General features: G+C 72.1%; 19 protein-coding genes. 10 read left to right on the top strand and 9 right to left on the bottom strand.

All coding sequences use genetic code 11. The annotated features are described in order from the left end of the window. The first annotated feature begins 44 nt into the window (after positions 1 to 44). Together ABZZ04_RS16325 and ABZZ04_RS16320 are read left to right on the top strand one after the other, a co-directional pair. On the top strand, positions 45 to 1,142 hold the full coding sequence (locus ABZZ04_RS16325) for a ThiF family adenylyltransferase (protein WP_356932873.1): 1,098 nt from the start codon (positions 45 to 47) through the stop codon (positions 1,140 to 1,142). Next, positions 1,139 to 2,368 (top strand): hypothetical protein, encoded by a 1,230-nt coding sequence (locus ABZZ04_RS16320; RefSeq protein ID WP_356932872.1) that lies wholly within the window; start codon positions 1,139 to 1,141, stop codon positions 2,366 to 2,368. Before ABZZ04_RS16325 ends, ABZZ04_RS16320 begins: the two co-directional genes overlap by 4 nt. Before the next feature lie 305 nt (positions 2,369 to 2,673). On the opposite strand, the gene ABZZ04_RS16315 is transcribed toward ABZZ04_RS16320, so the two are convergent. Beyond that, on the bottom strand, positions 2,674 to 5,136 hold the full coding sequence (locus tag ABZZ04_RS16315; RefSeq protein WP_356932871.1) for a hypothetical protein: 2,463 nt from the start codon (positions 5,134 to 5,136) through the stop codon (positions 2,674 to 2,676). Positions 5,137 to 5,269: 133 nt separating this feature from the next. On the opposite strand from ABZZ04_RS16315, the gene ABZZ04_RS16310 reads away from it, so the two are divergent. Together ABZZ04_RS16310 and ABZZ04_RS16305 are read left to right on the top strand one after the other, a co-directional pair. Continuing rightward, on the top strand, positions 5,270 to 5,842 hold the full coding sequence (locus ABZZ04_RS16310; protein ID WP_356932870.1) for a class I SAM-dependent methyltransferase: 573 nt from the start codon (positions 5,270 to 5,272) through the stop codon (positions 5,840 to 5,842). Between the two features lie 122 nt (positions 5,843 to 5,964). Then, positions 5,965 to 6,984, top strand: a complete 1,020-nt coding sequence (locus ABZZ04_RS16305) for an alpha/beta hydrolase (RefSeq protein WP_356932869.1) — start codon at positions 5,965 to 5,967, stop codon at positions 6,982 to 6,984. A gap of 73 nt (positions 6,985 to 7,057) precedes the next feature. Here the strand turns inward: ABZZ04_RS16305 and ABZZ04_RS16300 are convergent, their stop codons facing one another. The 4 genes from ABZZ04_RS16300 to ABZZ04_RS16285 all read right to left on the bottom strand — a co-directional run bounded on the left by ABZZ04_RS16300 (position 7,058) and on the right by ABZZ04_RS16285 (position 11,979). Next, complete coding sequence (locus ABZZ04_RS16300) at positions 7,058 to 7,540, bottom strand: DUF6083 domain-containing protein (protein WP_356932868.1); 483 nt, start codon at positions 7,538 to 7,540, stop codon at positions 7,058 to 7,060. A 222-nt stretch (positions 7,541 to 7,762) separates the two neighbouring features. Continuing rightward, on the bottom strand, positions 7,763 to 8,215 hold the full coding sequence (locus tag ABZZ04_RS16295; RefSeq protein ID WP_356932867.1) for a hypothetical protein: 453 nt from the start codon (positions 8,213 to 8,215) through the stop codon (positions 7,763 to 7,765). 193 nt (positions 8,216 to 8,408) lie between these two features. Then, positions 8,409 to 9,473 carry a right-handed parallel beta-helix repeat-containing protein gene (locus ABZZ04_RS16290; RefSeq protein WP_356932866.1) on the bottom strand — a complete coding sequence of 355 codons (1,065 nt, stop codon included), beginning with the start codon at positions 9,471 to 9,473 and terminating at the stop codon, positions 8,409 to 8,411. 208 nt (positions 9,474 to 9,681) lie between these two features. Continuing rightward, the gene (locus ABZZ04_RS16285) at positions 9,682 to 11,979 is read right to left on the bottom strand and encodes an excinuclease ABC subunit UvrA (RefSeq protein ID WP_356932865.1); all 2,298 of its coding nucleotides are present in this window, start codon (positions 11,977 to 11,979) and stop codon (positions 9,682 to 9,684) included. A gap of 206 nt (positions 11,980 to 12,185) precedes the next feature. On the opposite strand from ABZZ04_RS16285, the gene ABZZ04_RS16280 reads away from it, so the two are divergent. The 3 genes from ABZZ04_RS16280 (at position 12,186) to ABZZ04_RS16270 (ending at position 13,821) form a co-directional block, all read left to right on the top strand. Beyond that, positions 12,186 to 12,656, top strand: coding sequence for a MarR family transcriptional regulator (locus ABZZ04_RS16280; RefSeq protein ID WP_356932864.1), 471 nt, complete (start codon positions 12,186 to 12,188; stop codon positions 12,654 to 12,656). Positions 12,657 to 12,904: 248 nt separating this feature from the next. Continuing rightward, positions 12,905 to 13,603: a PepSY domain-containing protein gene (locus ABZZ04_RS16275; protein WP_356932863.1), complete on the top strand. Its 699-nt coding sequence runs from the start codon at positions 12,905 to 12,907 to the stop codon at positions 13,601 to 13,603. Beyond that, entirely contained in the window at positions 13,600 to 13,821 is a 222-nt protein-coding gene (locus ABZZ04_RS16270; protein ID WP_356932862.1) for a hypothetical protein, read from the top strand. Before ABZZ04_RS16275 ends, ABZZ04_RS16270 begins: the two co-directional genes overlap by 4 nt. Before the next feature lie 201 nt (positions 13,822 to 14,022). On the opposite strand, the gene ABZZ04_RS16265 is transcribed toward ABZZ04_RS16270, so the two are convergent. Then, positions 14,023 to 15,015: a helix-turn-helix domain-containing protein gene (locus tag ABZZ04_RS16265; protein ID WP_356932861.1), complete on the bottom strand. Its 993-nt coding sequence runs from the start codon at positions 15,013 to 15,015 to the stop codon at positions 14,023 to 14,025. A 52-nt stretch (positions 15,016 to 15,067) separates the two neighbouring features. Here ABZZ04_RS16265 and ABZZ04_RS16260 point away from each other — a divergent pair, with 52 nt between their 5' ends. After that, a complete protein-coding gene (locus ABZZ04_RS16260; protein ID WP_356932860.1) occupies positions 15,068 to 15,463 on the top strand; it encodes a cupin domain-containing protein in 396 nt (131 codons plus the stop codon). 53 nt (positions 15,464 to 15,516) lie between these two features. Here the strand turns inward: ABZZ04_RS16260 and ABZZ04_RS16255 are convergent, their stop codons facing one another. Both ABZZ04_RS16255 and ABZZ04_RS16250 read right to left on the bottom strand, forming a co-directional pair. Next, complete coding sequence (locus ABZZ04_RS16255) at positions 15,517 to 17,004, bottom strand: UbiD family decarboxylase (RefSeq protein WP_356932859.1); 1,488 nt, start codon at positions 17,002 to 17,004, stop codon at positions 15,517 to 15,519. 155 nt (positions 17,005 to 17,159) lie between these two features. After that, on the bottom strand, positions 17,160 to 17,756 hold the full coding sequence (locus tag ABZZ04_RS16250) for a UbiX family flavin prenyltransferase (RefSeq protein WP_356932858.1): 597 nt from the start codon (positions 17,754 to 17,756) through the stop codon (positions 17,160 to 17,162). Between the two features lie 181 nt (positions 17,757 to 17,937). On the opposite strand from ABZZ04_RS16250, the gene ABZZ04_RS16245 reads away from it, so the two are divergent. Further along, positions 17,938 to 18,894, top strand: a complete 957-nt coding sequence (locus ABZZ04_RS16245; RefSeq protein WP_356932857.1) for an AraC family transcriptional regulator — start codon at positions 17,938 to 17,940, stop codon at positions 18,892 to 18,894. A 180-nt stretch (positions 18,895 to 19,074) separates the two neighbouring features. Here ABZZ04_RS16245 and ABZZ04_RS16240 read toward each other — a convergent pair whose 3' ends face one another. Continuing rightward, positions 19,075 to 19,476, bottom strand: coding sequence for a VOC family protein (locus tag ABZZ04_RS16240; protein WP_356932856.1), 402 nt, complete (start codon positions 19,474 to 19,476; stop codon positions 19,075 to 19,077). A 281-nt stretch (positions 19,477 to 19,757) separates the two neighbouring features. On the opposite strand from ABZZ04_RS16240, the gene ABZZ04_RS16235 reads away from it, so the two are divergent. Further along, positions 19,758 to 20,479, top strand: a 722-nt coding sequence (locus ABZZ04_RS16235) for an amidohydrolase family protein (RefSeq protein ID WP_356932855.1), incomplete at its 3' end; no start/stop codon positions are given.

The raw sequence follows: 20,479 nt of genomic DNA, 5'->3' as shown, positions 1-20,479 counted from the left end.
CCCGGGAGGTCCGGGGTCCGCTGAGGCCGAAAGCGAGTGGGTTGATGCGTGTCGCGCTCAAGGAGTGCTCCTGGCAAACGGTGGGGGAAGACCTGATCGTCGTCTTCGACCCCCGTGAGTCGATCACTCTGGAGGACCCCGAAGGGAAGGTCGAGGCGCTTCTCTCCGTGCTCCGGGAGGGGCCCCGGAGCGTTCCGGGGCTGCGTGCCGCGCTCGCCGCCCGGGGCGTCGAGGTGACCGGGGAGGAGCTCGACGGGGGTCTGGCGGGGCTGGCGGGGCTGGGGCTGGTCGAGCGCGACGAGGGCAGGTTCACCGGTGATCCGGCGGTGGACCAGCGGCACTTCTCCAACCTGGCGTTCTTCGGCACCTTCGCGGACCTCGACCGGCACCGCACCGATTTCCTGCGGCGGGTGCGCGACGCGCACGTCCTGGTGCTCGGTGTGGGCGGCGGCGGTTCCTCGCTGGTGCAGTGCCTGGCGGGTCTCGGCGTCGGCCGGTTGACGCTGCTGGACCACGACCGCGTCGAGACCCGCAACTTCGCCCGGCAGTTCCTCTACCGGCACGAGGACGTCGGCCGCTCGAAGGTCGAGCGCGCCGCGGCCTGGGTGCGGGCGTACGACCCGGACATCGAGGTGCGCACCGTCGACCGCTGGGTCGCGGGCCCCGAGGACCTCGCCGATCTCACCGACGGGATCGACCTGATGGTGGGCGGCCTGGACGGCCATCCCGACGCCGGCCTGTGGGTGAACGAGGCCGCCGTCCGGGCCGGTGTGCCGCTGGTCGTCGGCGGCGCGACCCGCACGCTGCTCTCGTACATGTCCGTCGATCCGGGGACGAGCGCCTGCCTGGCGTGCGAGTTCTCGCAGCGCCCGGAGGAGGGCACCGGTGCGGCGGCCGCGGAGGACCTCGTGCACGGCATGCGGACGACCAACCCGCTCATCGGTCCGGTGGCCATGCAGGTCGGTTCGCTGATCGCGCTGGAGGGCCTGCGTTATCTGACCGGGTTCCAGGAGCCGGTGGCCGCGGGCGCCCGGATCCGGCTCGACCTGCGCGAGGGCCTGGCGGGCAGCCGGGTGCCGTTCCCCGACGTGCCGGACTGCCCGGTGTGCGCGCTGGCTCCGGTACGGGTGGCCGCGGCATGACCGGGGTGGACGGGTCCTCGCGGACGACCGTGCGGCTGCGACCGCTGAGCCTGGTGCCCGAGGGGGAGGACGAGGTCCTGGTGGGCGACCCGGGAACGGGGCAGTTCGTCGCCGTTCCGAAGGTCGGCGGTGTGGTCGTCGAGGCGCTGCTGCGCGGGGCGACGATCGCCGAGGCCGCCGCCGAGGCCGAGGAGTTCGCCGGGCAGCCCGTCGACGTACCGTCCTTCGTCGAGACGCTGCGCGAGCTCGGTTTCCTCGACGAGGGGCAGCAGGGCGCACCGGTCCGTTCGGCACCCGTACAGGGCGGGCGGTGGCTGGACGGCGTCCGCCAGGAGGTCGCGCGGCCCTTCTTCGGACGGGTGGCCTGGAGCTGCTACGCCGCGTGCGCGGTGTTCGCGCTCGCCGTGTTCGTGTTCCGGCCCGGCCTCTTCCCCGATCCGGCCACCGACGCGTTCGTCGTGGACGACATCGGCCTCGGCAGCCTGATCCTCGTCCCGATCGCCACGGCCGCCACGGCGATCCACGAGCTGGGGCACTGGTTCGCGGCCCGCGCCCTCGGTCTGGGGGCCAGGTTCGGCATGGACCGGCGGATGGGGTTCCTGCTGGTCTTCGAGACCGACCTGACCCAGCTGTGGACCGTGCCGAGACGCAAGCGGTACGGGCCGCTGCTGGCCGGCCTCGCCCTCGACGCGGTGCTGCTCGCCGTGCCGCTGGCGGCGCGGCTGCTGATCGACACCGGCACGTGGGCGGCGCCCGATCCGCTCGACGCGGTCCTCGCCACCTGGATCTACGTGAAGCTCACCGCGATGCTCTGGCAGTGCATGGTCTTCCTGCGCACGGACCTGTACGCGGTGCTGGTCAACGCGCTGGGCTGTCGCAACCTGTGGCGGGTCTCGACCCTGATGCTCCGGCGCGCCGTCGGCCGACCGGACGCCGCGGGGGCGGCCGAGCTGGCCGACGCGCATCCGGCCGATGTACGGGCCGGGCGCTGGTTCCGCTGGGTGCGGTTCTTCGGGGCCGCGCTGACCCTGGTCTGGGCGGGGCTCTTCCTGGCGCCCTTCGCATGGGAGGTGCTGCGCTGGGCCGCCGACCGGCTCGGCGCGGGCCCGGCCACCGGGCAGTTCTGGTGGGCGCTGCTGTGCACCGCGGTCTGTCTGACCCCCTTCGTTCTTCCCGCGGTCCTCTCGGTCCGTGAGCGCGCACGGCGGCTCACGACGAGGACCTGAGACCCCGCGGGTACCGGTCCGCCCCGGCCCGGCGCACCGCCGGCGCGGGGGACGTCATCCAGTCACGAGGAGGTGAATCGCATGGAGATCAAGGTCCGCAAGGTCGAGGACGTGAAGGCCACGGGGCTCCAGGTCTGAACGGTCCGCGGCGGTCCGACCGCCGCACGTTCCCGATCCGCCTGATCGCGGACCGGGTTCGGAACACCCGCCGGGGAGGGGGAGGGACTTCGGGTCCTCCCCCTCCCCCGAGGGCGTCGGCGCCCGGCCCCGGACACGTACCGCGACCGCCCCGTGACGGCGCCCGCCTACACGGTCCCTTCCCTCGCGTCCTCTCCCGCGTCCTCCCCCGCCCCCGTCGCCGCGGCATCCAGTACCGCCCGGACCGCCGCGCACAACGCGTCGTCCTCCAGGACCGCGCGCCAGTGGTCGTGTGCGACGGGACGTTCGTCGGCGTCGAGAAGGGCCCGCAGCGCGGGAGTCACCGGGGCGACGGACGCCGGGTCGGCGGCGGCGACCTCGGCGAGGAGCTCCAGCGGTTCGAGGACGGTGGGGTGCGCACTGCCGGGCGGCGGGCAGATCCGTACCAGATCGGTCAGGGCCGGGACGACCTGCCGCGGGTCCCCGGTGAGTTCCCACAGCCCCTGGACGATCTCCATCGCGTCGAAGCGGTTGCCGTGCCCGAGCCGTTCCCCGGCGGTGGCGCGCAGCCGTCGGGCGACCTGCTCCACGACGGGCGGGTGGGTGGCGGCCACCTCGGCGAGCAGGCACAGGGGCTCGACGCCTCCCGGGGTCCGGTAGCCCTCCGACGCACTGCACCCGGTCAGTTCCAGGAGGCCCGGCAGGACTTCCTCCGCATCGCCGGTGACCCGCCACAGGGCACGGGCCCGCCGTACGACGTCCTTCGGCGCGTCGGACCGGCGATCCGGCCTCCCGCGCAGCGCCTCCCGGAACAGGCCGCGCGGCAGATCCGCCGCCGGGGCGGCGAGCGGGCCCAGCGCGATGCAGGCCCGGATCCGGGCGCCGTCGTCGGCCCCGGCGCTCAACTCCGGGTATCCGCTCTCCTCGGGGGAGCACAGCAGGGCCAGTACGGGTTCGTCGTCGCCGGTGAGGAAACGGAAGCGGAAGGGGTCGACACGGGCCGAGTCGGCCCAGAACTCCGGCGGTCCGAGCAGTTCCCGCAGCCGTGTGCGACGGTCGGCGGCGACGGCGCGGGGGCCCGTCCGGCTCAGGGCATGGGCGGCCGTCAATGCCTCGTCCGGGTCGGGCGATTCGAGCAGTTCGAGCAGTCGCGGGACGACGGGCGCGCCGTCGTGATGCCATCGGCCGATGATCCCGTGGTACGCGCCGCGCTCGGTCGTCGAAGCCGTCCTGGTACGGGCCAGCAGCGGACCGAGGAGGGTGTCCGTGTGCGCGGTGAAGGGGGCGAGGGCCTCGGAGAAGTTGCGGTCGTCCTTCTCCCAGCTCCGGCCGGACAGGACGGGAGGCCAATCGGCGAACCCGCTGCCGCGGACGGTGAGCAGCCGGGCCAGCGGTACCACGCAGCGTTCGTCGCCCATCCGGCTCAGTGCCCAGACCGCGTACCTCCTCGCGGGCTCGTGGGGTTCTTCGTCCTCGGTGAGATGCGCCGCGGCGCGGTCGGCCCAGGGGCGTGCGGCGGCCCCGCACATGGCGAGGACCCGCAGCGCGGAGGCGCGGTTGCCCGGGTTCGGGTCGTCGGTGGACTCCGCTACGGCCGGGAGCAGTTCGGGTACGGCGGAGCGCCACCGGGACATCAGGGAGGCCGCGACCCGCAGACCTCCCTCGCGCTGTCCGGCGCCGTCGTGGCGCAGCAGTCCGAGAGCGAGGGCGAGCCTGCCCGGCAGGTCGTCGCCGAGCTGCCGGTCGGCGTCGACGATGACGCCGACCGGCCAGGAGCGGTACACCTCGGAGGACCCCGCGACCAGGGGCGGGGAGGTGAGCAGCGTTTCGGCCGTGGTGCGGGCGTAAGAGGGGTCGACGTGTTCGGGCAGGGCTCGGCGCAGGGCCGCGACCGCCTGCAGCCGGACGTCGTGCCGGGGCTTCTCGAACCACTCCAGCCAGGCGTCGACGTCCTCCTCGACGTCGGGTTCCTCCCCCTCCTCCTCGACGGTCATCCGCTGCCGCAGCCAGGCGAGTGCCTCCTCGCGTCGCTCCACGGTGTGGCGGGCGAGTTCCCCGACGGCCAGGACGAGCGTTTCGGCCACCCACGGGTCCTGCTCGCTCTCGAAGCGGTCCCGGAAGCGGGCGGTGAGCTCGTCCGCCCGGTGGGCGGCCTGCGCGAGTACGGTGGCCGCCGCGGCCCGGACGTCGCGATCGTCGTCGTCGAGCAACGGCAGCAGCGGGTCCGTCGCCCGCTCCCAGGCAGCCGGCCACGCGGGGGCGACAGTGCGCCACCACCTGCCCTTCAGGATCGGGTCGACCCCCTCGGTGGGAGCGGCGTTGCCCGCGCGGGCGACAACGGTGACCGTCTCCATGATCTCCGCGCGCACCGTCACGGCCTGGTCCCGGGCCGCCTCGACGAGGAACGGCAGCACCTCGGCCGCCGCCGCCAGCACCAAACTGCCGTCGCCGCAGGACGCGTGGTGCAGATCCACCAGGGCGTCCTCGGCCGTGGCGCGGTCCGGCGCCCACAGCTGCTCCAGCACCTCGGGCCCGTACCGCTGGGCGTGGTAGGGGCTGGTCACCTTCGACCAGTCGACCTCCGCGGCGAACCGCGCCATCCGTTCCGCGCCCGCGCTCTTTGAACTCATGCCGCCGCCCGCCGCCTTCCGTCCCCTGCCGGGCGAAACCCCGTACGGGCGTCGCCGTCCATCAGTAGCCTCATGATCATGTCATCGCGTGATCGCGCGATCACAGTACGGAGAGAACGCGGCAAGGAGAATCATGGTCATGGCAGAACGTGCGGTTCCGTCCCGTGTGGCGGCCGCGGAGCGGGTCGCCTCCGAGATGGGGTTCAAGAAGAGCTGCATCCCCGAAGTGGGCAGGCTGCTCGGGCTGGCCGCCGCCTCGAAGCCCCACGGGGTGGTCGCGGAGAGCGGTACCGGCTCCGGAGTGGGCACCGCCTGGCTGCACAGCGGTCTCGGCCCCGGAGCGCGCCTGGTCACCGTGGAGCGCGACGAGGAGCTGGCCCGCCGGGCGGCCGGGATCTTCGCGGACGACGAGCGCGTCAGCGTCCTCACCGGGGACTGGCGGCTGCTCGACCAGCACGCCCCGTTCGACGTCTTCTTCTGCGACGGCGGGGGCAAGCGCGACGACGCCCAAGGGGTCGTCGAGCGCCTCGCCCCCGGTGGCCTGCTCGTCCTGGACGACTTCACCCCCTCGTCCCACTGGCCGCCCCGCTTCGAGGGCGAAGTGGACGGGCTCCGGCTGTTCTACCTCACGCATCCGGCCCTGGAGGCCACCGAGTTGCTCACGACACCGACAAGTTCGGTGATCGTGGCCACGCGCCACCCCTGACCGGTGCTCCCCGCCCGGTGACCGGATCGACAGGGGCAGGTACTTTCCCGGTGCGTCCCCCAGTACGTTCCCGCGTGTGTCCCCCAGTGCGTTCCCGAGTGCGTTCCCGGTACTTTCCCGGCATGAGCGTCGACGGCACAGCACCGAAGACCGGCCCCGTCCCGGCGGCCCGGAACGTTCCTCCTTTCGACCCCGAGCTGGGCGCGGCGCTGGCGGGTTCGGGGAGCGCGGCAAGGGAACCGTTCACCCCGGAGAACCTCGCGGCCCGGCAGGAGCGGGACGCCGCGGCCCGGCCCCGGCCGACGGTCCGGGAGCTCCGGGCCGACGGCCGCTTCGAGGTGGACGAACTGCGGGTGCCGGGGGCGCCGGGCGGGCAGGACGTGACGCTCGTGAGCGCGCGGCCCGCCGGGGCCACCGGGCCGCTGCCCCTGCTGTACTACATGCACGGCGGCGGGATGATCATGGGCAACGCGTGGTCCGTGCTCCCTCGGCTGCTGCGCGAATGGGCTCTCCCGCTGGGGCTGGCCGTGGTCTCCGTCGAGTACCGGCTGGCACCGCGGGTGCGGTACCCCGATCCGCTGGAGGACTGTTACGCCGGTTTCGCTTGGGTGGTCGCGCACGCGGACGAACTCGGCATCGACGCGGACCGCGTCGTCGTCGGGGGGAAGAGCGCCGGTGGCGGACTCGCCGCGGCGCTCGCCCTGCTCGCCCGCGACCGGGGCGGGCCCGTGCCGGCCGGGCAGTTGCTCCTGTGCCCGATGCTCGACGACCGCGGGAACACCTTCTCCAGCCATCAGATGGCCGGCGTCGACACCTGGGACCGGACCTCCAACGCGACCGCTTGGCAGGCACTGTTGGGCGACCGCTATGGCACCGCGGACCTGCCGCCCCACGCGGCTCCCGCCCGTGCGACGGATCTGTCCGGGCTGCCCCCGGCCTACGTCGAGGTCGGTTCGGCCGAGACCTTCAGGGACGAGGGCGTGGCCTACGCCGATGCGATCTGGCGGGCCGGGGGTCGGGCCGAACTTCACGTATGGCCCGGGGCGTTCCACGGTTTCGACACCCTCGCTCCGCAGGCGGCCCTCAGCCGGGACGCCCTCGACACCCGTACCCGCTGGCTCCGGCGCGTCCTGCGTCCCTGAGACCCCACGAGGGGCGGTCACGAACGTCCGCGCCTACGCCCACGGCTACGGCTACGGCTGCGGTCCGTGGGCGTCAGCCCGTGTCGGGCAGACCCCAGTCGTCAGGAAGGTCCCAGTCGTCGCGGTGGTCCCAGCCGTTGCGCGGCCCCCGGTCGTCGGGAAGATCGAACAGGCGCTGCGTCCTGCGGTCGTTCTCCTGCCGGAGCTCGGCGGTCCAGGGCCAGGGGTCCTCGGGCCGGAGGCGGGGGCAGACCGTGTGGTGCGCGATGCGGCACCGGGTACCGGGAAGGGGTTCCGCGTCCCACAGGTTCATGGCGGCCCCGTCCATGGTGATGATCCAGCGCCGTCGTGGGGGCACGGTGTGGGCGGGGACGAGGACGCGGGGTTCGAGGAGGATCCAATGACCCGCGTAGAGGGTGGGGTAGCGGTCCTGACGGAGGTCGCAGAAGGGGCAGTCGGGCGGGTCGGGCGGGCGCGGGGCGATGGCGCCCTCCAGGAGGGCGCGGAACATGTCGTCGGTGTTGTCCGGACCTGATGTGTTTTCGGTGTCCCCCATGTCCTTCAGGATCCGGACGGGTTCCCTGGGCCGGTAGGTCGCGATTCGGCCGTGCCGGGTGAGGGAGCAGCGGTACCCGTGTGCCGGGGGACGCCCCGGGAGGCGTACGGCGGCACAGGGGTACCGCCGCGTCGTACCGAACCGGTGTGCGCCCTGTCCGGCGCGCGCCCGGCCAACCGTCGTGTGTGTCCGGGCAGCGGCGACGGCGTGGCGGGGAGGGGGTCAGTTCCCTTGTTCCAGGACGTTCTCGACCTCCTGGGCCAGCTTCTTCGGGAGAGCGCCGTAACCGAGTTGTGCGGCTGTCCGTCGGCCGTCGTCATCGACCGCGTGGACGAAGAAGGGGCGGGCGTCCGGGGTTCTGACGGGATTCTTGCCGGGGGCGCACAGGACGGCGTACCCGAACCGGAAGATCGGGTACGCGTCCTGGGCACGGGTCGCGTGGTCGATCTCCATGGTGAGGTCGGTCCCCCCGGCGTGCAGTCGGCGCGCCTTCGCGGCGCCCTCGACGAGGGAGTCGGCGTCGGGGAGCACGGGCTGCGCCCCGCCGGTGTCCAGCCGGACGGGGGCCAGGTCCTCCGCCTCCATCTCCCCCGGCGGCAGGTAGGAGATCGTCCCGTCCGTGCGGGAGATCCGGGCCGCGACGTTCTCCTCCAGCACGCCTTCCCCCGTCTTCACGGGCATGGCCTCCTTGTATCGACAGCGCGGTGACGAGGAGCCGTGCACCGGCCCTCGCGAGCAGGCCGCGCACCTCCGCCCCGACGGGCGGGCCGGGCCCGGTTCGCCGCAAAAACGCCCGGGGCCGTCACGGGGCGGCCGTGCCGGTCGCGGTCCCGGACGGGCACCCGCGACCGGCACTTCCACCACGGTCCTACCGCTTGTAGGTGTTGCGTCCCGTGGCCTTGACGGACTTGCAGTGGCTGCGGGCGTCGGGGCCCGAGCGGACGGCCGGCTTCTTCTTGTTGTAGTAGTTCACGGTGTAGGTGTTGCCGGAGAACGTGTTGCCGCCCTTTCCACACGTGTCGGCCCGCGGGAACACCCAGTAGGTGAACATCCCGTAGTTGCCGTTGCCCCGGATCCTGCCCCGGTGGTCGCGGCCCTTCGCGAAGGTGTTGTTCCGGACCTTGTTGCCGCTGCTGCCGTCGCTGGCACGGACCGGATCACCGGAGATGACCTTGAAGGTGTTCCCCTCCACGATGTTCCCGTTGCTCCCCGGGGTCCGCTGCGTCTGGTTGAAGGCGAGATAGACGCCATGGGTGTTTCCCGGTTCCTTCTTGTTCTCGAGATTGAGGAACCGGTTCTTGGTGATCTTCGCCTTCGACACGTAGTTCAGGTGCACCCCGGCGAAGCCCTTGCCGCCCTCGACCCAGGCGTTGCCGATCTGTTTGAAGGTGATCCTGTTGACCACGAGTCCCCTGACCGGGCCGTCCTTCCTGGTCCCCGTGGCCTTGATCCCGCCGTCGCCGTAGCGCTGCACGGTGTACGGACCCTGGAAGTTCAGCTTGGGCGACTTCGGGCCGACCTTCGTCCAGTACCCGGCCCCGGCCGCCCGGCCGTCGAACGTGACGGGGCCCGTCCCCGGCTGGGCCCGGACGGTGACCGTGCCGTCGGCGATGCCCGGCGCCCACTCCACCCCGGCGTCGTCGTAGGTGCCGCCGCGGAGCAGGATCGTCGCGTTCCTGGTGTGCCCGGCCGCGAGCACGGCCTGCGCGTCGCGCAGTGAACCGACCGGGTTCCGTGCCGTGCGGCCGGCCCCGTACGCCGCCTGCCGGAGCGTCTTCCCCGAGAGCCCGGCGAACGAGGTCCCGCCGGATCCGACGTAGACGGTGACGTCCTCGCCCCCGGCCGGGGCGGCCAGTGCCCCGGCCCCGCCGGGAACCAGCATCACCCCGGTCGTCGCCAGGCACAGCAGGCCGATGTTCAGGTGTTTGCGCATGGATGTACCCCCTGGTCCAAGGTCGTACGAGGCACGGCGGGGCGGGAGGTCCGCCCCTTCCTCGGCCGTACGACAGGAACGCTGCCGGGCCCGTGTCCGCGCCACAAGCGTTCCGCGCTGTCCGGGGCTGTCCCGGACGGTCCCGGACACCTGGCCGGACTGCCCTGCGCCGGACGACCGCACGCCGGGCGGGCCGGTGTCGGGCGGATCAGTTCCGGGCGGCGGCCCGCGCGAGGTCCTTTCCGAGGTACTCGGCGGTGAACGAGCCCCGGACGGTGGACAGTTGTTCCGGTGTTCCTTCGAAGACGACGCGTCCACCGTGCCGGCCGGCTCCGGGACCGAGGTCGATGATCCAGTCGGCGTGCTTGATCACGTCCAGGTCGTGCTCGATCACGACGACGGTGTTGCCGCCGTCGACGAGCCGGTCGAGGAGGGCGAGCAGGGTGTCGACGTCGGCCATGTGCAGACCGGTCGTCGGCTCGTCGAAGATGTGGAGGCCGCCCGGATCGTGCAACCTGCCGGCGAGCTTGAGGCGTTGCCGTTCGCCGCCGGACAGGGTGGACAGCGGCTGTCCGAGGGTGAGGTAGGGAAGCCCGACCTCGCGGAGCGGCGCCAGCCTGCTCAGCACGGTGCGTTCGGTGAAGTGGTCGAGCGCCTCCTCGACGGTGAGCTCCAGGGTCTCGACGATGTCGCGGCCGTGCAGACGGTGGTCGAGGACCTCGTCCCGGTAGCGCCGGCCCCGGCAGACCTCGCAGGTCGTGGTGACGGGGTCCAGGAAGGCGAGGTCGTTCTCGATGACGCCGCGGCCCTTGCACTCGGGGCAGCCGCCGGTGGAGTTGAAGCTGAACATTCCCGCGTCGACCCCGTTGGCGCGGGCGAACAGCCTGCGGATGGTGTCCATGACGTTCACGTGGGTGGCCGGTGTCGAGCGCGGCGAGATGCCGATCGCCGACTGGTCGACGACGATCGCGTCGGGGTGGCGGGCGGCGAGGACGCCGGTGACCAGGGTGCTCTTGCCCGAACCGGCGACACCGGTGACCACGGTGAGGACACCGGTCGGGATGTCGACGGTGACGTCCTGGAGGTTGTGCAGGGCGGCCCCGGCGACGGTGAAGGCGCCGGTGGGGGTGCGCGGTGTCCGGTGGAGCCCGGACACCGCGCCCAGGCGCCGCCCGGTGAGGGAGTCCGAGGAGCGCAGTTCCTCGGCGGTGCCCTCGAAGACGACCTCCCCACCGCGGGCCCCGGCACCCGGCCCCATGTCGACGACGTGGTCGGCGATGGCGATGACCTGCCGGTCGTGCTCGACGACCAGGACGGTGTTGCCCTTGTCCCGCAGTTCCAGGAGCAGTTCGTTGAGCCGGTGCACGTCGCGGGGGTGCAGTCCGGCGCTGGGTTCGTCGAGGATGTACGTCACGTCGGTGAGGCTGCTGCCGAGGTGGCGCACGATCTTCAGCCGCCTCCCCTCCCCGCCCGACACGGTGGACGTCTCGCGGTCCAGGGCGAGGTAGCCGAGGCCCACCGCCTCGATGCGGCGCAGTACGGCGAGGGCCGCGGCCGCCACGGGCTCGGCGACGGGGTCGTCGAGGGCGGCGAGCACCTCGACGAGTTCGCCGATCTCCATGGCCGCGTAGTCGGCGATGTTGTGCGGGCCGATCCGGGAGCCCCGGGCCGCGGCGTTGAGCCGGGCTCCCCCGCACTCCGGGCAGGGGCCCTCGGTGACGAACCGGGCCACGGCCTCCCGTTCCCGGTCGCTCAGGGCGTGCACGTCGCGTCTGAGGTAGCGGCGGGTGAAGCGGGTGACCACTCCCTCGTACTCGTTCCTGTGGACGCCGTGCCGACTGCGCCGGTCGACGCGGAACCCACTGCCGTACAGCAGGAGTTCACGCTCCTGCTCGGTGAAGCGGTCCAGTGGCCTGTCGGGGTCGAAGAGGCCCGATTCCGCGTACAGCTGCCACTGGGCGGTGCCGACCGCGAACGGGGGAAAGGCGATGGCGCCCTCGTTGAGTGTTCTGCTCCCGTCGAGCAGCCGGTCCGGGTCCACCGTCGTGACCCGGCCCAGCCCTTCGCAGTTCTCGCACATGCCGTGCGGGTCGTTGAAGGAGTAGAGGTTCGACGGACCCGCGGAGGGCTTTCCGCACCGCGAGAACAACACCCGCAGGATGGGGTGCACCTCGGTCATGGTGCCGACGGTCGAGCGCGAATTCCCGCCGATGGGCTTCTGGTCGACCACGATCGCGGTGGACAGGTTCTCCATCACCTCGGCGCGCGGCCGCTCGTACCGGGTGAGCCGGTTGCGCACGTACCAGGGGAACGTCTCGTTGAGCTGACGCCGCGACTCGACCGCGATCGTCGAGAAGACGACCGAGGACTTCCCCGAGCCGGACACACCGGTGAAGACGGTGAGCTTCCCCTTCGGGATGGCCAGTGAGACGTTCTTGAGGTTGTTCTCCCGGACGCCACCGAGAACGATGTCGCCGCCGAATCGTGCGTTCGTCCCGCCCGTCATGGTTCACAGCCTCCACCCGTCGCGCCGCGTCCGCCTCCACTCACACTACGTCAATCGATTTCCTAAAGGAAACCATCTTCCGACGGAATCGACCTCACGGAAAGGACGGCTACACTCACATCATTTATGTCTGGAAACCAAACAGGACCTCATCGGACATCATGACGGTCCCGGTCCACCGTGTCCGCCCCGGAAGGAGCCCATCGATGACGGACGCAGACGCCGTCCACGCACGGCTCGGCCAGCCCCTCGACCAGCCCTCCGAGCTGGAGGACGCGCTGTCCCATCTGCAGTGCGTCCTGGTCGCCCGGCGCACCGCGACCAACCCCGAGGGCGTCAACTGGCAGCAGTACGACATCCTGGAGATGCTCCGCATCCGCGGCGCCACGAACCCCTCGCGGCTCAGCGAGTCCCTGGGCGTGTCGCGGCAGACCGCGTCCAAGGCGCTGCGCGTCCTGAAGGACCTGGAGCTGGTCCAGCAGGCGGCACTCGGCGAGGACAGGCGGGAACACACGACGTCGCTGACCCCGAAGGGGCACGCCTTCCTGGCCGGTGCCGCGCGCAGCCGGCGGGAGAACGCCCGGGCCGCCGTGGAGGCGCTCTCGCCCGGCGAGCAGGCCATGTTCACGGAGATGTGCCGGAAGGTCGCCGGCTCGATCGACACCCTGCTGCACTGAGGACCGCCTTTCCGTGCCCTTCCACGGACACAGGGGCACCACGGGACGCCCCCCTGGCAGCACCCGCCCCCGAGGGTCTCGGCGGCGCGACAGTGCGACGGCGCTCGAGCGGACGGAAAATGGCTCTTGTCGGGGATCCGTCCGGTCCGGTCGAATCCCTCGGCGTCGCTCGCCCGTGGCGGATGGTCGCAGGAACAGCGGCGGACGGCCTCAGGAGCACATGTCCCCCGAGCGAAGGGAACATCCCCATGAAATCCCTCGAGCGCGCTCCGGTCGGCAGCCGCCGCATGGTTGCCGCCGTACTCGCCGCCACCGCGGCCCTCGGCGGCGCCGCGGCCACGGCCGCCGCTTCCCCCTCGGACGCCGGCCACGGTATCCGGACAGGTGTCATCGCCGCGCTGCCCGGCACCGACCACGACGACAACGACGACGACGCCGCGCTGATCAAGAACGCCGAGGTGGACATCAAGCAGGCCGCCGGGACCGCCGAGAAGTCCGTCGCGGGCACGGTCACCGCGGCCGACCTGGACGGCAGCAAGGACAAACCGGTCTGGAAGATCGACGTGACGGACTCCCACGGCACCGAGCACGAGGTCACCGTCGACGCGACCGACGGCAAGGTCACCGCCACCCGTACGGACAAGGACCGGAGCCCCGACGACCGCAGCGCCGACGCCGCCCTGGCGAAGTCCGCCAGGACCGACCTGGCCAAGGCCGTCGACGCGGCCCTGGCCGAGGTCGACGGCACCGCGACCTCCGCCGACCTCGAGAACGACCACGGCACCACCCCCGCCTGGCACATCGACGTCACGAACCCCAAGGACAAGAACGGGAACCACGAGGTCACGGTCGACGCGACCACCGGCAAGGTGACCGCCACCGGAATCGACGAGGACAGCGACCGCGGCCAGAACGGTCAGGGCCTCTCGGCAGGGGCGGTGGGATGACGCACAACACCATGGACCCGACGGCGATCACACCTGAGATGGCTGCCCGGATCCGCACGTGGCGGGTCGACCAGGACTTCACCTGGCGCGCCGTGGCCCGGGCCGCGTCGGAACTGTGGGGCTCCGGGTGGGGCGGCAACCAGCTCCACGGCGAAGACCTCTGCGTGGCCGCCGCGAAGGTTCTGGGCGAGGACCCCTACCAGGAGCCGTGGAATTGACGCTGCCGGGCGGCTTCCCCGGACGAGCGGGCCGACCGGACGAAGCCGGCGACGGTGGGGGCAGGGATGGAGATGGGGAGTCCGGCTCGGAAACGGTGCCGGCCCCCTCGACGGTGGCCTTCTCGGCGGTGGTCTCCTCGGCGGTGGCCTCTTCGACGGCGGTCTCGGTCTCGGCGGAGGTCACGGGGCCGGACCTCGGACTCAGTTCGCCTCCGGTCCGAACCGGCGCCGGTACGCCGACGGGGTGATGCCCGTGCCGCGGCGCATCAGTGTGCGCAGGTGGGCGGCGGTGCCGAGGCCACTGCGCCGTGCGACCACCTCGAAACGGGACTCGCCTCCTTCGATCAGGCGGCACGCCAGGGCGAGCCGCTCCCCCGTGAGCCACGCCAGCGGCGTCGTTCCCAGTTGTGCCCGGAAACGGCGGTGCAGCGTCGCGGGGCTGACCGCCGCGCGCGCCGCGAGGTCGGGGACCGTGAGCGGCGCGTCCAGCCGTTCCTGGGCCCAGGCCAGGACGGGTGCCAGGGACTCGTCGGGCAGATCGGGCATGGGGCGCTCCACGAACTGCCGCTGCCCGCCGTCCCGGTGCGCCGCGAAGACCAGCCGGCGGCTCACGGAGTTGGCGATCTCCGCACCGTGGTCCCGGCGCACCACGTGCAGCCCGAGGTCGAGCGCGGCCGCGCTCCCCGCAGCGGTGAGGATGTCGCCGTCGTCCACGAACAACACGTCCGGTTCGAGGCGGACGAACGGGAAGCGGGCCCGGAAGGCGTCCGCCCACTGCCAGTGCGCGGTGGCCCGGCGCCCGTCGAGGACCCCGGCCTCGGCCAGGGTGAAGGCGCCGCTGCAGAAGCCGATCAGGCGCGCACCGCGCGCGTGCGCCCGCCGGACGGCGTCGAGCACGGCGGGCCGACGGGGCACCTCGACGTCGGGCCGGTTGGGGACGATCAAGGTGTCCGCCGTATCGGCCGCCTCCAGGCCGGCGACTCCCGCGAGCGTGAAGAAACCGTCCCGCATCAGGGTGCGGGGTTCGGGGGAGCAGAGCCCGAAGTCGTAGAGCTCACGGCCGATCTCCGGTCTGCGCAGGCCGAAGACCTCGGTCGCGCAGCCGAGCTCGAAGGGGTTCGAGTTCTCGTCCACGATCACGACGACCCGGTGCGTGCCCGGCGGGCGTACCGCGTGCAAGGATTCTTTCGCCATATGCGATTCCTAGCACTCACGGCGGTCGTGCGGAACGGCCCAGGATGGGCCCATGAGCAACGGACCCATTTCTCTCGACGAGGCCCTGGCCTCCTTCGACGCCCTGTGGAGCCCCCGCGTCGTCACCCGCGTCAACGACTACGACGTCCGCATCGCCAAGGTCGGGGGCGAGCACGTCTGGCACGTCCACGACGACACCGACGAGTTCTTCCTGGTACTGGACGGGGAACTGCACATCTCCCTGCGCGGGCCCGGCGGGGAGCGCACGGTCCTGCTCCCGCGGGGGTCGGTCTTCACCGTCCCCCGGGGCACGGAACACAGGCCGTACGCCCCGTCCGGCGCCGCGATCCTCATGTTCGAGCCCACGGGAACGCTGTCCGTGGGCGATCGCCACGACGAGATCCCGGACCACGTGGACGCGACGACCGGGCACGCCCTCGGCGGCTGAGCCGGGCAAGCTCCCGGGGAGGTGCTCGTGGAGCGGGACGGTGCGGACGCGGCTCAGGCGGCCGGGTAGCCGTAGCGGGTCCAGTTCTCCACGACCCGCTGCTGGATCCGCTCGGGGTAGGAGGTGCGGAAGGAGGCCGTGGTGCCGCGGAACCCTTCCGGCAGGAGGCAGCTGGTGACCGACTTCCCGCCCCGGGCGGCGGCGGCCTCCCCGGGGGTGAGGTAGGGGACCATCGGGATGCCCGGGGCCTGCGGGAAGGTGTGGTGGCCGGTGTCCGGGTGGCTCCGGGTCGCCATCGCCCACACGACCTGACGGATGTCGGTGATGTCGATGTCGTCGTCGACGAGGATCACCTTGGGGACGAGCCAGCCCGCGTGCGAGGCGAACAGCACGTCGGCCACCGATTCGACCGACTCGCGCTCACTCAGGCCGAGTTCGGCGCGGCGGGCGCGGTCGAGGGAAACGACGAGCCAGCAGGTGGCCGCCTCGTACGAGCACCAGGCCAGATCGACGGGGAGACCCGCGCGGCGGAGCACGTCGAGTGCGACGGCGGAGATCATGGTGCCCCAAATAGTGTGGTTCTCCTCCGGGGGCAGGCCGGCGGCGCAGACGGGCAGGATGGGTTCGTCGCGGCAGGTGACCGCCTCCACGTGGAAGACGGGCTGTTGTTTGCCGTCCGGGAACGCGTATCCGTGGTACTCGCCCATCGGGCCCTCGTCGGCCGTCCCGTCGCTGCTGAGGTGGCCCTCCAGCACGATCTCGGAGTTCGCGGGCACGTACAGCCCGTTGGTCTCGGTGCGGACCACTTCGACCGGGCTGCCGGTGAGCGCGCCGACATAGCCGTCCTCGTCCACACGCTCCGGCAGTGGCATCCCGGCGGCGGCGAGAGCGGCCGGCGGCGCGCCGAGGACCATGGCCCACGGGGTGTGCTCGCCCCGCTCGCGCCACATCCGGTGGATCATCCCGATGTGTTGTTGCGGCATGGCGGGGCCGACCAGGGTGTTGCGGTCGCGCAGCATCGTGCGGGCCACCGACCAGCTGGTCCACCCGCCGTCCGGGGACCTCACCACGTGGAAGCCGTAGGTGCCGAAGTACCGTCCGCCGTCCTCCTGGTGCAGCAGCGGCACCGGGAAGCGTTCCAGGTCCACCGCGTCACCGGTGTACACGTTCTGCTTGCAGGGGCCGGTGGGGACCTCGACGGGTGCGACCGGGTCGGCGTGCATGGCACGGACCAGGTGTTCCACGATCCGGCGCGGGGTGGCGGTGCGCGGGAGTCCGAAGTGGGCGGCGAGCCTGCTGTGCTCGGTGCCCTGCCGGGGGTCGCCGAGCCCGGCGGGGGCGCCCAGGATCCGGTGACCGGGGGCGCCGCCGGTCAGCGCGGTGAACAGGGGCGCGGGCGCTCCCGTCTCGTACGCGCGGCGGGTCACCGCGCCGACTTCGAGGTGGGGATCGACGGGCTGCTCGATCGCCACCGCGTCGCCGTCGGCGATGAGCCGTTCGACGAAGGCCCGGAAGTCGAGGGCCGGGGTGTTCTGGGACATGGTTGTTCCTTCTCCGAGGATGCGGACGGAGCCCCCGGGAACGGGGACGGGGACAGGGGCAGGGACAGGGACAGGGATGAGAACGAGGACGGGGATACGGGGGACGGGGACGGGGGCGAGGCCTCCGGGGGCGAGTCGAGATGCCTCGGTGCGGGTCAGTGGGGTCGGGGCGCGCGGTCGGCGCGCGCGGCACGCATGCCGTTCCACCGGTGCTCGTCGGGTGCGGGGACGCCGAGCTGGTCGAGTATGCGGACCACCATGTGGTCGACGAGGTCGTCGATGGTGCGGGGGTGGTTGTAGAAGGCCGGCATCGGCGGAACGATGCGCGCCCCCATCCGCGCGAGCCCCAGCATGTTCTCCAGGTGGATCTCGTTCAGCGGGGTCTCCCGGGGCACCAGGACCAGCGGCCCGCCCTCCTTGAGCACGACGTCCGCCGCCCGGCCCACGAGGCCGTCCGCGTAACCGGCGCGGATCCCGGCCAGCGTCTTCATGCTGCACGGCGCGATCACCATGCCGTCGGTGCGGAACGACCCGGAGGAGATGACGGCCCCCTGGTCGTCCGGGCCGTACGTGGCGTCGGCGAGTCCGGACAGTTCACGGACCGACCGGCCCGTCTCCAGCTCGACCGTGGCCCGCGCCCAGCGGCTGAGCACCAGATGCGTCTCGATCCGCGGGTCCGCGGCAAGGCGCTCCAGCAGCCCGAGCCCGATCACCGCGCCGGTCGCCCCGGTCATGCCCACGATCAGTCGCATGCGTCCTGCCCTCTCCTCCGCACGGCCCGTACGGACATGCGCAATATCAGTCGTACGAATCCACGGGGGCAGCCCTGCCGGGCAGGGTGGGCCCATGGCGGATTCGCAGCGGATTCACCGCTTCTTCCCTGCTCACGCTAAGAGGATGGGAGAGAGGTGGCGGGATAGACTCGGACGCGAGATGAGCAGAAACGGACAGCTTGACGAGCTCCCGGATTTTCCGTTCCCGGCCACTCCCGGCGGCCCTCCCGGGGTGGAGGTCACCGATCTGCCCGGCCTCACGGCCCGGATCCGACGGCTCGGTGTCGAGCCGGACGCGCCCGTGCCCGTGCGCCTGGCGTTCCATCTGCTGGTGACCGTGCGCTCGGGCCGGCTGCCCTGCTCGGTGGACACCACCGACTGCGTCGTCGAGAGCGGATCGTGGCTGTGGGTCCGGCCGGGTCAGCTCCTCCGGCTCCGGCCGACGGCGGACCGGGCCGGCCCCCGGAACAGCGGCGGGGGCCCGTCCCCTGCGCCCGCAGCCACGAACGCGACGGTGGTCCTGTTCCAGGCGAGTTTCCTGAACGAGGTCACCGTCGACGGGGCCCGGCTGGACCGCAGGGCCTGGCGGCTCCCCCTGTCACCCGCGCCCGGTGCGGCGGAGCCGGTGGAACGGACCCTGGAACTGCTGGAGGGCCAGTACCACCGGCCGCGCGACCTGCCGTTGGAAGTCCATGTCGAGGTCGTGCGCCATCTGCTCTCGGTCCTCGTGCTGCGGCTGTCCCACCTCCCGGGCGGGCATCGGAAACAGGCCGCCGGCGACGAGACCTTCCGCCGCTTCCGGGCCGCGGTCGAGAGCAACTTCGCGCACAGCCACCAGGTCCAGGACTACGCCGTCATGCTCGGTTACAGCGTTCGTTCGCTGACCCGGGCCAGCAACGCGGCGGTCGGACGCAGTGCGAAGGCCCTGATCGACGACCGCCTGGTCCTGGAGGCCAAACGGCTGCTCGTGCACACCCGGTTGCCCGCGTACGCGATCGCCGACCGGCTCGGCTTCCCCGGTACCACGGTCTTCACCCGCTTCTTCCGGCACCGCACGGCCGAGACCCCCACCGGCTTCCGACGACGGGCACGCGCGGAGCCGACCGGAACCGACTGACGACCGAGGACCCGCACACGACCGGAACGCACGCGGATCGGTGCACCCGACCGGGGTACGCACACTGGACATACCGGGGTACGCACACGGGACATACGGAGATACGGGGCACGTGGCCCCGCGCGTCGGCCGGGGCGGCGGATCCCCGGCCCCGGCCGGTGCGGTCGGTCCTCCCGCGCCCTACGACTCCGTCGACTCCGGGTCGTAGCCGTACGGGCGGGTGATGATCTCCATGCCGTGACCGGCCGGATCCAGGAAGTACAGGCCGCGCCCGCTGTGGTGATGGTTGATCTCGCCCGGCCGCTTCATGTGCGGATCGGCGTAGTACGTGATGCCGGCCTCCTCGATCCGCGTGAAGGCCGCGTCGAACTCCTCGTCCGAGATCAGGAACGCGTAGTGCTGCGCGACGATCGACTCCGCCGGAATGGTGGCGAAGTCCAGGGTGACCCCGTTGTCGGTGGCGACCGGAACGAACGGGCCCCACTCCGCCCCGACCTCCAGCCCCAGGATTCGGGCCAGGAACTCGGCGGACTCCCGGTTGTCCCGGGCGTGGATGATGGTGTGGTTCAACTCGACTGACATGCTTGGAATGCCTCCGCAAGGCATCTCGCTGCACCTCCATGCCTCACCCAGTCGGTGACCGGCACGCGATGCCGTACACATGATCGAACACTGCCCCTCGTGTTGTCGAGGGAACTTCATGAACTCGGACGATTTCCGGCCACCGCGGTCCACGACACACCGGGCCGTCGTGCCGTCCGGCCGGACCTCGCCGGGGCCTTATGTCAACATCATTGACACATGAACGGCCGCCCGGTTTCCATGGCGCCCACCGTCCGTCACCACCCGTCCCGGAGCGTTCCATGACCGCAGCCGATCTGGTCTTCACCCGTGGCCCCGTCTTCACCGCGGACCCGGCCCGCACCCGGGCGTCCTCGCTCGCCGTGGTCGGCGAGCGGATCGCGGCCGTCGGTCACGACGAGGTGCGCGAGCTGATCGGCCCACGCACCGAGGTCGTGGACCTGGCCGGAAAACTGCTGGTGCCCGGCTTCCAAGACGCCCACGTCCACGCCGTCTACGGCGGCTCGGAGCTGGCCGAGTGCGATCTGACCGGCACCGTCGGCACCGCCGATTACCTGGCCCGGATCCGTTCGTACGCCGATGCCCACCCGGACCACGAGTGGATCACCGGCAGTGGCTGGTCGATGGAGAGCTTCGACGGCGGGCTGCCCACCCGGCAACTGCTCGACTCCGTCGTTCCGGACCGCCCGGTGCTCCTGTCGAACCGGGACCACCACGGCGCCTGGGCGAACACCCGGGCCCTCGAACTGGCCGGGGTCACCGCCGACACCCCCGACCCCGCCGACGGCCGGATCGAGCGCGAGCCGGACGGCACTCCCAGCGGCATGCTCCAGGAGGGCGCCACCGTGCTCGTCGCCCGGCTGGTCCCGGCAGCCACCGCCGCGGACCGGCTCGCCGGACTCCTGCGCGCCCAGGGGCTGTTGCATTCCCTGGGCATCACCGGCTGGCAGGACGCGCTGCTCGGCGAGTTCGGCGGCAGGCCCGACCCGTCGGACGCCTACAT

The sequence above is a fragment of the Streptomyces sp. NPDC006435 genome (assembly GCF_040612315.1).
In the GTDB taxonomy this organism is placed as follows: domain Bacteria; phylum Actinomycetota; class Actinomycetes; order Streptomycetales; family Streptomycetaceae; genus Streptomyces.
Note: the sequence above shows the minus strand (reverse complement) of the source record. Positions and strands in the feature narration are given on the sequence as shown.